Annotated in this window: 13 protein-coding genes; all 13 read right to left on the bottom strand. The window is 50.9% G+C overall.

Translation table 11 applies throughout. The features are described from left to right. Positions 1-88: 88 nt before the first annotated feature. The 13 genes from NQU17_05250 to NQU17_05190 all read right to left on the bottom strand — a co-directional run bounded on the left by NQU17_05250 (position 89) and on the right by NQU17_05190 (position 14826). Positions 89-1456 (bottom strand): DUF512 domain-containing protein, encoded by a 1368-nt coding sequence (locus NQU17_05250; protein UUM12968.1) that lies wholly within the window; start codon positions 1454-1456, stop codon positions 89-91. 510 nt (positions 1457-1966) lie between these two features. Further along, entirely contained in the window at positions 1967-2623 is a 657-nt protein-coding gene (gene phoU, locus NQU17_05245; GenBank protein UUM12967.1) for a phosphate signaling complex protein PhoU, read from the bottom strand. 15 nt (positions 2624-2638) lie between these two features. After that, positions 2639-3517 (bottom strand): phosphate ABC transporter ATP-binding protein PstB, encoded by an 879-nt coding sequence (gene pstB / locus NQU17_05240; protein ID UUM12966.1) that lies wholly within the window; start codon positions 3515-3517, stop codon positions 2639-2641. Continuing rightward, entirely contained in the window at positions 3517-4272 is a 756-nt protein-coding gene (gene pstB / locus NQU17_05235) for a phosphate ABC transporter ATP-binding protein PstB (GenBank protein ID UUM12965.1), read from the bottom strand. Before pstB (NQU17_05235) ends, pstB (NQU17_05240) begins: the two co-directional genes overlap by 1 nt. 12 nt (positions 4273-4284) lie before the next feature. Then, positions 4285-5196, bottom strand: coding sequence for a phosphate ABC transporter permease PstA (pstA, locus tag NQU17_05230; GenBank protein UUM12964.1), 912 nt, complete (start codon positions 5194-5196; stop codon positions 4285-4287). Position 5197: 1 nt separating this feature from the next. After that, positions 5198-6103, bottom strand: coding sequence for a phosphate ABC transporter permease subunit PstC (gene pstC, locus NQU17_05225; protein ID UUM12963.1), 906 nt, complete (start codon positions 6101-6103; stop codon positions 5198-5200). Between the two features lie 285 nt (positions 6104-6388). After that, entirely contained in the window at positions 6389-7351 is a 963-nt protein-coding gene (locus NQU17_05220; GenBank protein UUM12962.1) for a PstS family phosphate ABC transporter substrate-binding protein, read from the bottom strand. A 293-nt stretch (positions 7352-7644) separates the two neighbouring features. Then, positions 7645-9366 (bottom strand): ATP-binding protein, encoded by a 1722-nt coding sequence (locus tag NQU17_05215; GenBank protein ID UUM12961.1) that lies wholly within the window; start codon positions 9364-9366, stop codon positions 7645-7647. Beyond that, positions 9363-10064 carry a response regulator transcription factor gene (locus NQU17_05210; protein UUM12960.1) on the bottom strand — a complete coding sequence of 234 codons (702 nt, stop codon included), beginning with the start codon at positions 10062-10064 and terminating at the stop codon, positions 9363-9365. The genes NQU17_05215 and NQU17_05210 overlap by 4 nt, the downstream gene beginning before the upstream one ends. Before the next feature lie 177 nt (positions 10065-10241). Next, positions 10242-10712, bottom strand: coding sequence for a transcriptional regulator NrdR (nrdR, locus tag NQU17_05205; protein ID UUM12959.1), 471 nt, complete (start codon positions 10710-10712; stop codon positions 10242-10244). Between the two features lie 47 nt (positions 10713-10759). Further along, a complete protein-coding gene (gene ftsZ / locus NQU17_05200; protein UUM12958.1) occupies positions 10760-11920 on the bottom strand; it encodes a cell division protein FtsZ in 1161 nt (386 codons plus the stop codon). An 11-nt stretch (positions 11921-11931) separates the two neighbouring features. Further along, positions 11932-13251 (bottom strand): pilus assembly protein PilM, encoded by a 1320-nt coding sequence (pilM, locus tag NQU17_05195; protein UUM12957.1) that lies wholly within the window; start codon positions 13249-13251, stop codon positions 11932-11934. 303 nt (positions 13252-13554) lie between these two features. Beyond that, a complete protein-coding gene (locus NQU17_05190; protein ID UUM12956.1) occupies positions 13555-14826 on the bottom strand; it encodes a glycosyltransferase family 2 protein in 1272 nt (423 codons plus the stop codon). Positions 14827-14882 lie beyond the last annotated feature (56 nt).

The following is a 14882-nucleotide window of genomic DNA, read 5'->3' as shown; positions in this document are numbered from 1 at the left end:
TGATTTACCTGTACAGAGCGGTTTGCTCTGCCTTTCATTCTTAATAGTAAGGATCTCTTGATCGGATCCAGGAATATCCTGCCTGGCGTTATGGCGCCATTGCCTGATTCATTTGTTCGATAAGGTCTTCCCCCGTGTAATCCACGATGAGGACTTTGGTATCCAGTTCGCGCTCCAGGTCCTGTATCGTCACGCCGTCGAGCATCAGCTCTTCCCCTGAGCGGAACATATTCCGTGGCATAATGAGGTGGTCATGCACAGTTCCCTGCTTCAGAGTATTGAGCACATCCCGTCCGGTCAGCAATCCGGCCACGGTAATGGAGTGGCCGAAAAAGTCGTTCAGAACGCGGTGGGTATTGATCGCCAGCCGGGGATTGCGCTGAGAAATCTGATCGGCGGCCTGCCGAATCTCTTCATGAGCGGAAGTGCCGGTGACGAAGCTGAAACTTCCGCTGCCCGGTGCCAGATCTTCCAGCGTCGCGGCGATGGATTCACGGAACAGCCGAATCATTCCGATTCCGTCTTCCAGCTGACTGTAGCCATCGTAGAAATCTTCATCCGGAACATCAATTCCCGCCATGCAGTAAAACTCATCTGCGCAGCGGGCAAACTCAGAACCGGTGGTCAGACGGAATTCCTGCTGGAGTTCATCCAGCTGATGAATGACTTCTCTGGAGGATTCAGCAGTAAAAGGAATCAGATTTGGCAGTCCCTGTCGATATTTCGTCATACCCAGCGGAACGATGGCCACTCCTGTAACATACGGATGAAGTGCCGCCAGATCTCGGAGCGTTCTTTCCAGTTCCGCCCCATCATTGTAGCCAGGCACCAGAACGATCTGAGCGCCCATCTGAATGCGGGCTGCAGCCAGCTGCTGCATCCGAGGATACAGATTTCCGGCCACTCGATTGTTCAGCATCGTAACCCGCAGTTCCGGGTTCGTGGTATGGACCGAGATATTGATGGGACTGATGCGGTAGTTAATGATGCGCCGAATATCGCTTTCGGTCATATTGGTCAGGGTAACAAAATTACCCTGAAGAAATGACAGGCGGGAGTCATCATCCTTGAAATAGAGGGTTTCTCTCATGCCGGGCGGCAACTGATCGATAAAACAGAAAATACAGTTGTTTGAGCAGCTGCTGGCTTTGTCCATAATGCCGCTGGCAAAATTCAGCCCCAGTTCCTCATACATTTCCTTCTCAATCGATACCGTATATTCCCTGGTTTCCTCTCCCTGAGACCGCTGAATCGTCAGCGTGAAGCGTTCGGCTGCCGTCAGGAAGCGATAGTCCAATATGTCCTTGACCGGAACCTCATTGATTTTAACCAGACGGTCTCCAACAGTAATTCCGGCCCGGTCCGCCGGACTCTTTTTATCTACTTCGGTGATGACGTTGCGCCGGATCGGATCGACCAGCTTACCGTCAATTTGGATGAGTTTGTTATAACTCATGGAAACACCTCATTTCTCTCTACTTATTATACCAAAACAGTTCCCTGACGACAGTGAATTCACGCTCTGTATAGCTGAAATCATCAAAAGCTTCGATTAAATTTCGAGAAGCCGTCAGGTTTACCATAATTTATATTGCCATAATTTATATTATGTAATTAATTCTTGGAAAAATATTATTGAAGAGTCATCGTCGATTCTCTATAATGATCGTTTCAGTCTCTCCAAGCCTGGTTCTTGCGTTCCAGCCGGACTTTCCTTCGATATGTTCTGATCCATTTCAGAGAATCTGAACAATTTGAAATAATATCTGACCAGCCTCTGATTATAGCACTATCCGGATGCATTCGACAAGGAAAACCGTTAACTCTCAACGGCGACTCATCTCTTCCCAGTACTACGGCATGGCACATTATGTAAGAAACCTCTGCCGTTTGCTGTGGCAGAGGTTTTTGGCTTCCGATTCAGATAAACGTCCGGATGGCTCCTGGTACGATGGTCCGCATCCGATCAGACATTCAGTTCTACATACTCACCGGTTACAATATAGATGGTCCACTCGCAGATATTGGTGGCGTGATCTCCGATCCGTTCCAGGTATTTGGCCACAAAGTTCAGCTGCGAAGCCTTAAATCGGCTTTCTTCCACCTGAGCCGCATCGTAATAAAGATGCTTGACCAGATTCATCAGGCCACGGTCTACTTCGTCATCGAGTTTCGTGATTTCATAGGCCCGGTCATCGTCCTTGGCCGTATAGGCATCAATGGATTCTCTCAGCATGGTGCAGGCGATTTCAGCCATCCGCTCGATTTCCGGCATGGCGTCGGAAATGTCCTCATCTTTCAGCAGAATGGCGATGCGGGCAATATCAACGGCATAATCCGCCATGCGCTCGACATCGGTCACGATTTTAATCGTCGTGAACAGTGTCCGCAAGTCCGCGGCTACTGGCTGCTGAGTCGCGATCAGTTTAATGCTCTGGTCTTCCACCACCCGCTGGAGATCATCGATGATCCCATCCTGGCTTTTGACCTGCTCGGCCAGTGTCACATTCTTTTCCCGAAGCGCGATAATGGCTTCCTTGATCTGTTCTTCTGCCAACAGAGCCATTCGGACCAGGTGATTGTTAATGCTTAAAAGTCCTGACTGGATATTTTTAACTGACATATGCTGCCCCTTCCCTTAGCCGAATCGGCCCGTGATATATTCTTCTGTCCGTTTGTCCAATGGATTGGTAAAGATCTTGTCGGTGCGGCCGGATTCAACGATTTCACCATTCAGGAAAAATACAGTTTCGTCCGCGGTCCGGCCCGCCTGCTGCATGTTATGAGTAACGATGACCACCGTGTATTCTTTCTTGAGTTCTTCCATCAGCTCTTCGATCTTCTGAGTGGAGATCGGATCCAGGGCCGAGGTCGGTTCATCCATCAGAATAATGGATGGGTTTGTGGACAGAGTACGCGCAATGCATAGACGCTGCTGCTGGCCGCCGGATATGGACAGACCGTTATCGTGAAGCCGATCCTTGATTTCATCCCAGATGGCGGCTTTGCGCAGGGACCGTTCCACCAGCTCGTCCAGCTCCTGTTTCTTCTTCATGCCATGGATCCGCGGTCCGAAGGCGATGTTGTCATAGACGGACATGTCAAAGGGATTGGGTTTCTGGAACACCATGCCGATCTGCTTGCGCAGCACCATGATGTCCATGTCGCGGTTGATGTCGCGCCCTTTGAATTCCAATGCGCCTTCCACCCTGGTCTTGGGAATCAGATCATTCATGCGATTCAGACAGCGCAGGAAGGTGGATTTCCCGCAGCCGGACGGTCCGATCAGGGCGGTGATTTCATTTTCCCGGATATCCAGATTGAGATTCTTCAGCGCCTGAAACTGGTCGTACCAGAAATTCATCTCGCGCACGCGAATGATGGTTTCTCCCGGAATTTCCTCTGGGCTGCGTTCCCGCAGCGCCACCTGGGCTTTCACTTCCCGCTGGGCTTTGGGCAGAACACTTTGGTCAACGCTCTTTGCCTGATTAAACTTTTCCTGTAATTCCTGTTCCATTAGCCAAACCTTCCGGAAATATAGTCTTCCGTCTTCTTGTCCTTCGGATTGTAAAAGATGTTGTTCGTGGTGTCATGCTCAATCAGGCGGCCATTCAGGAAGAAACCGGTGGAATCGGAGATCCGGGCAGCCTGCTGCATGTTGTGGGTAACGATGACGATGGTATAGTTTTCTTTCAGCTCCTGGACCAGTTCTTCCACTTTCTGGGTCGACAGCGGATCCAGGGCCGAGGTGGGTTCATCCATCAGAATGACGTCCGGCCGGGCGGCAATGACGCGAGCGATGGACAGCCGCTGCTGCTGTCCCCCGGACAATTCAAAGGCACTCTTGTGCAGGGTGTCCTTGACTTCGTTCCACAGCGCGGCACCGCGCAGGGCCGATTCAACCAGTTCATCCTGCTCGGCTTTTTTCATCGGGCGATGACGCTTTGGCCCAAACAGGACATTTTCATAGATGCTTTTGGGAAACGGATTGGCCTTCTGGAAGATCATGCCGACTTTCCGGCGCAGATGGACCAGATTGACCTGGGAGCCGTTGATATCTTCGCCCATGTATTGGATCAGGCCTTCGGTCCGGGTGTCATCAATCAGGTCATTCATCCGGTTCAGACATCTCAGGAACGTGGACTTGCCGCAGCCGGAGGGCCCGATCAGGGCTGTCACATGGTTCTGCCGGATTTTCATATTGATGTCTTCCAGCGCTCGTTTGTTTCCGTAGTAGAAATTCAGATGTTCTACTTCAATGATATTGCTCATCGGTCTAGTCTCCTATTCATACCGTTTGCCGAATTTTTTCCGGATGATGACTGCCATGACGTTGAAGAACAACAGAATGGCCAAAAGGACGATAATTCCGGCCGATGCTTTTTCGTGGAATTCCTTCAAGGTGCGTCCTGTCCAGTCATAGATCTGGATGGGCAGCACCGTGTACTGGTCAAAGATCGAGGTCGGTACGGCCAGGATCATGCCGACCGCTCCGGCAACCAGCAGCGGCGCGGCCTCGCCAATGCCGCGGGAAATAGCCAGAATGCAGGCAGTTGCTATGCCCGGGGCGGCAAAGGGCAGCACCACGCCGGTGATCATCTGCCACTTGGTTACTCCCAGGGCCAGGGCATTCTGACGCATGGAATCCGGAACGGTTTTGAGTGCCTCCACAGACGAGGTAATAATCACCGGCAGGATCAGAAGCGACAGAGTCAGGGCACCGGTGATCAGGGTTCGGCCAAAGCCCAGGATGTTGGCGAAAATGGAGAGGCCGATCATACCGTAGACAATGGAAGGTACGCCCGCCAGATTGCCGATGTTGAGTTCCAGGAATCGGGTGAGCCGATTCTTCGGGGCATATTCATACAGATAAATGGCAGCCCCTACGCCCAGCGGAAAGGAGATAAGGGCCGTAAGGCCCATGATCCAGAGGGAACCGGCCAATGCCGCCTTCACTCCGGCAGCTCCGGGGCGCCGTGACGGAAAGCTCGTCAGAAAATCCCAGTTGATGTGGGGCAGACCGACGGACAGAATCTGATAAAGCAGCATCGCCAGGAAAATAATGGCAATGACGGTGCAGCCAAAGAAAATACCGTGCCAGATCGAATTGATCCGCTTCCGCCGGTTGATATTGGCCTGTTCCTCCATTTCCTCCCGGGACAGTGAAGGGGCTGCTGCTTGGTTTAGTTCATTCATCTTATCCCCTCCGTTTATTGGATACGAACTGCCGGGCAATCAGATTGAGCAGCAGCGTCATTAAGAACAACACAATGCCCACCGCGTAGATGGACTGGTACTGGATCGTGCCTACTCCAAGCTCTCCGGTACTGGTGGCTACCATGTACCCCGTCATCGTCTGGATGGACTTGAATGGGTTGAAGGTCATCATCGGTTTGGATCCGGCAGCAATGGCAACGATCATGGTCTCCCCCACCGCTCTGGACACCGCCAGAATAAAGGAGGAGATAATGCCGGAGCGGGCAGCCGGAATCACAATCTTCATGGCAACCTCCAGCTTGGTTGCGCCCAGCGCGTAGGCTCCGTTGCGCATGGCATTGGGAACCGCGTTCATGGCATCCTCTGACAGTGAAGCCACCAGGGGCAGAATCATCATGCCCACGGCGATGGCTGCCGACATGATGTTGAAGATTTCAGTGGATGGCACCAGCGTCTGCAGCAGCGGTGTTATATAGTTCAGGGCGAAAAAGCCGTAAACAATGGATGGAATCCCCGCCAACACCTCAAGGATCGGCTTAATGACCGCCCGGACATTGGGGTGAGCGTATTCCGACAGGAATACCGCGCTGCCCAGTCCCAGTGGAATGGCTACCAGCATGGAATAAAACGCCACGCTGAAGGTTCCGACGACCAGGGGCCAGATTCCGAACCGCCCCGGGCTGAACAGCGGCAGCCAGGTATTATCCAGCAGAAATTGATTGAGAGATACATGTGAGAAGAAAGTCGCCGCTTCCGAGACCAATGTATAGATGATCATCGCCGTGATCAGGATCGTGGCAATGGTAAACACCCGGATGATGTTCTCGATGATGGCTTCATTGAGCCGAAACCTGGATTTTCCGGTCAGAGTGGATCGTTGTTCCATGGAAATTCCTCCATATTCAGTAAGCATACTCATACAGTCTACTGGTCAGACGTAAAGAAAAGATTCTTCTCTTGTTAAGCTTAGGTTAAGTTTAATACACTTCCGGTTCATTTGGAATACCGCTGATCCTGCGGTTTCCCCTGCTTTTCTCAAAAATGTCTCCCTCTCAGCAGTTCCTTTGGACCGGATCTGATATTTTCTCCGAGCGGGTTTCAAATCCAGAAAAAAAGGACCCCGCAGGGTCCCGAGAGTATGTAGACTGATGGGAGTCAGGGAACATGAATACTACTTGGTAAGAGCAGCTTTGGAAGCATCAATGGTGGCCTGGGTAGCCGGTACCATCTGCACTTCTTCGGCCAGCTGGATCGCATTGTCAAGGTAGAAGGTCAGGAAATCCTTAACTTCCGGCTTTTCGGCGACCGCTTTCTTGCTGACATAAAGGAAGATTGGGCGAGCCAGCGGGTAGGTTCCGTCCAGGATCGTTTCCTTAGTCGCTTCCACCCCATTGATTTTCATTGCCTTGAGCTTATCCATGTTTTCTTCGTAGTAGGTGAATCCGAAGTAACCAAGACCGCCTTCGGATCCGGCAACACCGGTAACCAGTACATTGTCATCTTCTGATACCTGAACATCAGAGGCTCTCTGCTCATTTTTCGTTTCCAGGGCTTTCTCCGTGAAATACTCATAGGTGCCGGAAGAAGTACCAGGAGCGAACAAGGACAGCGCAACATCAGGGAATGCCGCATTGGCTTCCTTCCAGGTCTTTAAGACCGAATCCTTGCCAAAGATCGCTTTCAGGTCTTCGAAGGTCATTTCATTCACCGGGTTGTTCTTATTGGCAACTACTGCGATTCCGTCGATGCCGACCTGAAGTTCTACGATCTCAATGCCTTTGGCTTTGGCTGTTTCAATTTCCTGGTCCTTGATTTTTCTGGAAGAAGCGGCGATGTCGATTTCTCCATTGATCAGGCGTTCAATCCCCGCTGAAGATCCGGAGGGGGACGCCGTTACAGTCAGCTTTGGCTGAACTTTGACGTACTCTTCGATGACAGCTTCGGACAGCGGGAAGACCGTGGACGATCCATCCGTTTCAATTTTTCCGGTCAGCTGAGCCGAAGTTGTAGTTCCCTCGGTGGTTCCTGGAGTGGTTCCGCCGGCAGTGGTATTATTGGCAGCTGGAGTACATCCTGCTACTGTGGCTGCAACGACGCATGACGCGAGGATTGCTGCAATTCGATTCTTCTTCATTAATTCATTCCTCCTGATATTTCAGCTCATTTCGTTTCTACTGTGTTTTTCTCACAAATCCAATGATAAGCCATCCTTGTTTTGGAATTGTTTTGCTCCTGTTAGGAATGTGTTAAGTTCAAAGCTTTCTGTCCTGGATCCCTCTTATGGGACCCGTACAGGGCGAAAGACAGGTAATGGCTTTCAAGTGAGTGTACCATTGCCAATGAACCGTTGGATTGAACAGCAAGATAGCTCAACCGGTTCACTGCGTCATTGAAAAACAGACTGACAAGCTCGCCAGTCTGTTGGGTTTAACCATTGAATTTAATGGCCTGAATTTTAGTTCCTGGCGACCGGTTTGGTTTACGGTAGGACGGAAGCTGAACCAGAAAGGTCGTGCCTTCTCCGACGGTGGACTGGACCTGGATTGAGCCGCCGAATGAGATGGCTATATGCTTGACAATGGCCAGCCCCAGGCCGGTTCCGCCTTTGGCCCGGTCTCGAGCCTGATCCACGCGGTAGAACCGTTCAAACAGCCGCGGCAGGTGCTCTTCCGGAATGCCCGGACCGGTATCCTGCACAGACAGCACAATGATGTCCTGCTCTTCCTCCAGACGCACCTTCACTTTGGCATGCGCTTCAGAGTATTTGATGGCATTCTCCACCAGATTAATGAGCATCTGCCGATAGAGATCGTCATCTCCTAAAAATGCGGGCTCGCCTTTTACAGTCAGCGACAGGTCGATGTTCTTGTTCTTCGCCTGAACTTCCAGCAAGTGCAGACCGGAAACGGTGGCTTCCACAGCATCGATGATTTCGGTGCCCCGGCGTTCCTGATTCTCAATGGCGGACAGGGATAAGATATCTTCGATCAGCCGGCTCAGCCGCTCGGTTTCCTGATCGATGATATCCAGGAACTTATTGCGTGTCGCTGGATTTTCCACATCGCGCAAGGTTTCGGCAAATCCTTTGATGGAGGTCAGCGGTGTTTTGAGTTCATGGGAAACATTGGCCACAAACTGGCTGCGCATTTGCTCCAGTTTCTTCAGATCGCTGATATCCGACAGTACGGTCACTTTGCCGCGGTGAAAATTCCGATCCGTGATCAGTTCCGTTGTCTTGAAGCGGACGACCGTTCCGGTGCGCTTCAAAGTCAGTTCCTGATACTGGTCGGACAGGGTCAGCATCTGATCAAGATCTGTATTGCGGATCACGCTGTGGATGTCCTTGCCGATGGCTTCATTGTAGATCCCGAAGATTTTGCGGGCAAAGGCATTGAAGATGATGATCCGGTTGTTCTGATCCACGGCAATGACGCCTGAGTTCATGGAACCAAGAATCGCGTCCAGCTGGTTCTGATGATTCATGGAATCCAGGATTGTTCCTTCCAGACGGTCGGCGATGGTATTGAAATGATTTGCCAGTGGCTCCAGATCCGTCAGTTCATTGACCTGAACCCGGTAAGACAGTTCCCCCTCGGCGATGCGCTGAGTGGCCAGCGTCAGCTGATCAATGGGCTTTGCCAGATTCCGGGAAAGGTACAACGTCAGACCCGCTCCCAGCAACACCAGAATTATTCCTAACATCAGAGTTTCATTGCGCAAAGCAGCCAGACTCGACTGAATTCGATTTGCCTGTTCTGCCAGAATGATTCGTTCCCCTTGAGAAGTCGTGGCAAATGCTGCCAGATAGGAAGTCTCGCCACTGACCAGAATGGAGCTTCCCTGGGGCTGTTCCAACAGGCGCAATAAGGTCTCGCTGGTCAGAATCGGAATCGGTGCGCCTTCCGTGGAAGCCACCATCTGGCTGTCCCTGAGCACAAATTCATGAATTCCCTGTTCGGACAGAGTCCTGGTCAACTCCGGAAAATTAGAACCATCGTAGCTTGCGGCGGCCTGTCGGGCCGAGGTTAACAGCCGGTTTTGCTCTGCCTGATGGATTTGGTTTCGACCGAAAAAATAGAAAAAACCCGATGCACCTATGGCAAGACACGCGCTCAGTGCGATCAGCGCGATCTGAAACCTGGTTTTCACGGCGTTTCGTCGTTGTTGAAGCGATAGCCGATTCCCCGCACCGTCTCAATATGGCGGGGATTCTTGTCATCCTCTTCCAGCTTCTGGCGCAGATGGCGGATGTGGACATCGACCGTCCGGGTTTCCCCAACGTATTCATAGCCCCAGATTTTATCCAGCAGGACGTCGCGGGTCAGTACTTTTCCATTGTTCTTTATCAGGATATCAAGCAGTTCGAATTCCTTGAGGGTCAGTTCGACCTTGATTCCGTTCTTCTTGACTTCATGCTTAAGGAAATCCACTTCTACATCACTGAACCGCAGAATGTCAGCCTGCGGTTCCTGTGGGTTCGCCCGGCGCAGCATTGCTTTGACGCGGGCCGTCAGTTCCCGAACAGAAAAAGGCTTCGTGATATAGTCGTCAGCGCCCAGTTCCAGACCCAGAATTTTGTCAATTTCCTCGGACTTGGCGGTGAGCATGATAATGGGGACGGACTTAAGCTGGTCGTCTGAGCGCATCCGCTTGCAGACTTCCAGTCCGTCCAGTCCGGGCAGCATGAGATCCAGAAGAATTAAATCCGGTTTCTCCTGTTTTGCCAGCATGAGGCCGTCAATGCCGTTGCCGGCTGAACTCGTCGTATAACCGGATGCTTCCAGATTATAACGGATCAGTTCAATAATATGTTCTTCATCGTCAATGATGAGTATTTTTTCTGCCATGGTGGGATCCTCCTGTTATTCTAGCTTTAAGTTATCATACCGACTGGCATTTTACCAACGCTTCCTGCGCACTTAACCTTTTTTTAACAAGATTTCTCGGGCAGATGCCCCGTTCAAAACCCTTTGAAACGGAAAATCACCGGCTGATGCGTCAGCCGGTGATTTTCAGGGGGATTCTTATTCCATTGGATCCATTTCTTTCCCCATCAGGGATTTGATCTCCTCGAAGAAAGTACTGATGTCCTTGAACTGCCGATACACGGAAGCAAAGCGAACATATGCCACCTCGTCCACGGTTTTCAGCCGCTCCATCACCATGTTGCCGATTTCATCCGTGGTGACTTCCGAGATCATTTTATTGGAGATGCTGCGCTCAATGTCGTCGGCAAGATTCTCCATCTGCTGCATGGACACCGGACGCTTCTGAGTCGCCCGCACCAGGCCGCTGATGATCTTGTTCTTATCAAACGGTTCTCTGGATTCATCTTTCTTGATGACCAGGATCGGTAATGTTTCAACTTTCTCGTAGGTCGTGTACCGTCGGGTGCAGTCCAGGCATTCGCGCCGGCGGCGGATGGAAGATCCATCTTCAGTCGGTCTGGTATCAATGACTTTGCTCTCGAGGTAACCGCAATAAGGGCATTTCATATTCCTTACTCCCTCTTATCGATGGTCAGGATCCAAAGTGATGCTTGTTATCTGCGATTTCTGAGGAATGCAGGGATTTCGATCTGTTCTTCCTCTTCTTCTTCCGGACGATAGGTTGGTTCCGGCCGTCTGGATTCATCCCGGTAGGATGATTCACTGCGGTAGGACGGAGCTTCTGCCCGTTCTGCCGGCTTGGCGGCAAAGGGCTTGGCCTCTTCCTTCTTCTCGGAGACCTGCGCCTTCTGGGACTTAAAATCCTTTTCGAATCCGGTTGCGAGAACCGTGATTTTGACTTCGTCATTCAGTTCTGGATCGATGACCGCACCAAAGATGATGTTGGCATCCGGGTCAGCGGCTTCCTTGACGACTTCGGCCGCTTCATTGATTTCCAGCAGGGACAGGTCTTCTCCGCCCGTAACATTGAGCAGAATGCCTGTTGCTCCGTTGATGGAGGTTTCCAGCAGCGGGGAGGAAATGGCAGCCTTGACGGCATCCGTTGCCTTGTTGTCGCCCTTGCCGTAGCCGACGCCCATGTGGGCAACGCCGCGGTTGAGCATAATGGCGCGAACGTCATTGAAGTCCAGGTTGATCAGTCCGTTGTCTGTGATCAGGTCAGTGATTCCCTGAACGCCCTGGTGCAGGACTTCATCCGCCTTGCGGAAAGCTTCCTTGAAGGAAGTTTTCTTATCGACAATCAGAAGCAGGCGCTCATTGGGGATGGTAACCAGTGAGTCCACTTTGCTCTTGAGGTTTTCAATGCCGATTTCGGCATTCTTCATTCTGGCTTTTCCTTCGAAATGGAAGGGTTTGGTAACTACGCCCACGGTCAGGATGCCCATGGATTTTGCGATCTCCGCAACAATGGGTGCAGCACCGGTTCCGGTTCCGCCGCCCATACCGGCCGTTATAAAGACCATGTCGGCCCCTTTGAGTGCGGATTCAATTTCTTCCTTGGACTCTTCCGCCGCTTTCTGTCCGATTTCCGGATTGGCTCCTGCGCCAAGACCCTTGGTGAGCTTTTCACCGATCTGGATTTTATGTGACGCGTTGGACTGGGACAGCGCCTGCTTGTCCGTGTTGACTGAAATAAAGTCAACGTTGGCAAGTCCTTCCATGATCATGCGGTTAACCGCATTGTTTCCGCCGCCGCCGCATCCAACTACTTTTATATTTGCCGGGCCTGTTACTTCAAGATCAAAATCTAACATCCTTAATCCCCCTATTCTATTCCGAATAATTTTTTTAATTTTGTGCCGAAACTGTTTTCGCTGGCTTTTTTCCTGAAATCATCATGAGTTTTGGGACGGCGCGTCGGTTCGACCGCTTCGTCTTCCTCATCCAGCCGGATGATATCTTTCACGGACTTTGTCGCCTTCTGGCGGACCTTGTCAAATACGGAGAAGTAGGCGCCGGCGGATTCATCCGCTTCTTCCAGCTCCTCCTCTTTTTCCCACATCTGTGCAATAAGCACCGATTGCAGCTCATGGATCATATTATAAGCTACGCCAGTGGCATTCAGGGAAAAAATGTCGTCGCTCTTGATTATATCAGATGTAATGTAATTTGTGGATATTGGAATCCCATCTTCTACCAGTTCCTCGATCTGAGCAAACCCGCAAAGTCCGCCGCCGTAGACCAGAGCCATATCAATTTCATTCCACTGCGGATAATTCTGGAAAGCTTTGCGGCACAATCCGACGATTTCCGTGGCCCGGGCGGATACGACTTCCCGGATCAGGTCGAACTTGGGATGGTTCTTGCTGAGCTGGCCGGTGCCGAACTGCTTTTTCAATTCTTCGGCTTCATTCATGCTGATTTTCAGAACAATGGATAAGTCCTTGGTAATATTGCGCCCCCCCAGAGGGATGGTTTCCGAGTAAACAATCCGGTTGTTTCTCAGCACAACCAGGTCCGTTTTGCGGTGGCCGGAATCGATCAGGAGCGCTCCGTGGTACCGCTGGCTTCTGGTCATCATAAGATTGGCCATGCCGTGCACGGACAGCCCGGTGCCGATGACGCGGATTCCGTCATTGTCCAGGACTCTGGCCTGGCCTTCCAGCGTTGACTCATCACACAGAATCGTCTGGGATGTAACGTCAATGAGACCGCCCTTGGCTCCGACGGGATTGGCATACCCGACGCCGTCCACCTTGTAGTCACCGATCAGCACGTCACAGATCCGTTCCTCCGAGGTTTTGGCCACCCGCATGGAACTCTTTACTGCATTGAGCATGTCTTTTTCAGAGACCGTACCCTGTTTGAGTCCGGCAGATCCTCTGCTTGACTCCTGTCTGGTGTAAGCCGTATCAACGTTCAGAAAAACGTCGGTCACCGGCGCTCCGGTCTTGATTTCAAGCTGGCGCAGTACACTGCGAATGGATGACAGGAGGCGTACTGAATCGGTCACCTGTCCATCCTCTATCCCGTGCGATTCACCGTAAGCTGAAAATATAATGTCCCCGTTCCGTCCGGTGATGGCGGATGCTTTGATATAATACGATCCCAGATCGAGACCGGTTAAAAATTGATCCATTGCCATAAAACTCCCCCTTTGTCCTCCAATCAGTCGATTTAGTTGATGTATAAATAAATATGTTAACCAAAATGGCTGTAAACGTGCTAATAATCCCATTATACATGGTTCAGTCACGGAATGAAAATACTTTCATAAATTTAGACCATAAGTTTTTAAAAAAGCAGGCGGCAAATTCCTGAATCGGGAATCGGACACCTGCTTACACTCTTTCTTACCCTTTGGAGCACGCCTTAGGTTTGATCAGGTACTTATTAAGTAATACCATTAAGTCACATTCGTCTGGCTTTTTCTGCCCGAACCCGCTGATCAGACCTTATCGATCTGGTCGATGTGGATTGCCCGGACATGTTCCGTATGATCCCACTCTTTTCGGTTCTTGTGGAGAATTCCCAGGATGGCAATGGGCATCCAGGTGGGAATATACAACGGCAGGAGTGCATAGTACATCAGATTGCGCAGGCTCAGTTTCTTATCAAGCCACAGAATGAACGGGATCAGCAGCAGCTGCAGAATCTGTCCGGCGGCATAGAGCATTTCCTTCAGGGACAAGATTCGACCCAGATTCAGTAAAGCCATTTGCCGAATGGTATCCTGCAGATAGTAGAGATTGTACAGGATGCCGTAACCGGCACTGATCCCGAATATAATCAGAAGGATCGGCTGAATGGAGTAAAAGGCACAGTCAATCATGATCATGCTTCCGGTCCGGATCCCTTTGTTCATTAACGGGAAGAAATATTGGGTAAAGACGTCGGCAAATCCCTGCATCCAGCGCTTGCGCTGGCGCCAGCTGGCTGCCATGGTCAATGGTTTCTCATCATAGATAATGGCTTCATGCGCCCAGCCGACCTTGTAACCGTTGAGGCAAAGCTTGCAGGTAAACTCGAGATCTTCCGTCAGACAGGTCGCATCCCAGCCGTAATGCTCCAGAATATCCGTATCGACGGCAAAGCCTGTTCCACCCAGCTGAGCGGACAGCCCCAGATTGTCCCGGGAAAGCTTGAGCATCCGGTTGGAGATCCAGAATTCCATGGAAATACAGCCTGTCAGGTACGTATCATCCGGGTTTTTCGAATCCAGGTACCCTTGAACAACTTTGTAACCCTGGTTCATCTTCTTGTTCATTTCCTTCAGGAATGAGGGGTGAACCAGATTATCGGCATCCAGGATCACACAGGTCCGATAACCCTTATTCATTTTCAGCAGCTGGTCGAAAAACCACTGCAGGGCATATCCCTTCCCGACTTCTGTCTTATTGAACCGCTCAAAGACGGCCGCGCCGGCCTGAGAAGCGATTTCTTTGGTATTATCATTGCAGTTGTCTGCAATCACATAGACATCGAACAGCTCTTTGGGATAGTCCATCCTCAGGCAGGATTCGACGCTCTGCCGGATCACCTGAGACTCATTATGGGCGGCGATGACAACGGCAAATCTCCGATTACCGTCTTCCAGCTGTTTACGCTTTTTCTGATACAGTGAAAACAGTGTCAGAAATATATAATATGATGAAACGGCTACCGCCAGATAGTTGATAATATGCATCAGGCTTATAAAAGCTCTTCCCAGAAATTCCATTGGATCCCCTCTTTTAAAGAAATAAAAAGTCACCGATTCAAGAATCCGGTAAACCA

This window comes from Clostridiaceae bacterium HFYG-1003, assembly GCA_024579835.1.
GTDB lineage: Bacteria > Bacillota > Clostridia > Clostridiales > Clostridiaceae > JG1575.
The sequence above is the reverse complement of the archived record's forward strand: the minus strand, read 5'-3'. Positions and strand labels throughout refer to the sequence as shown.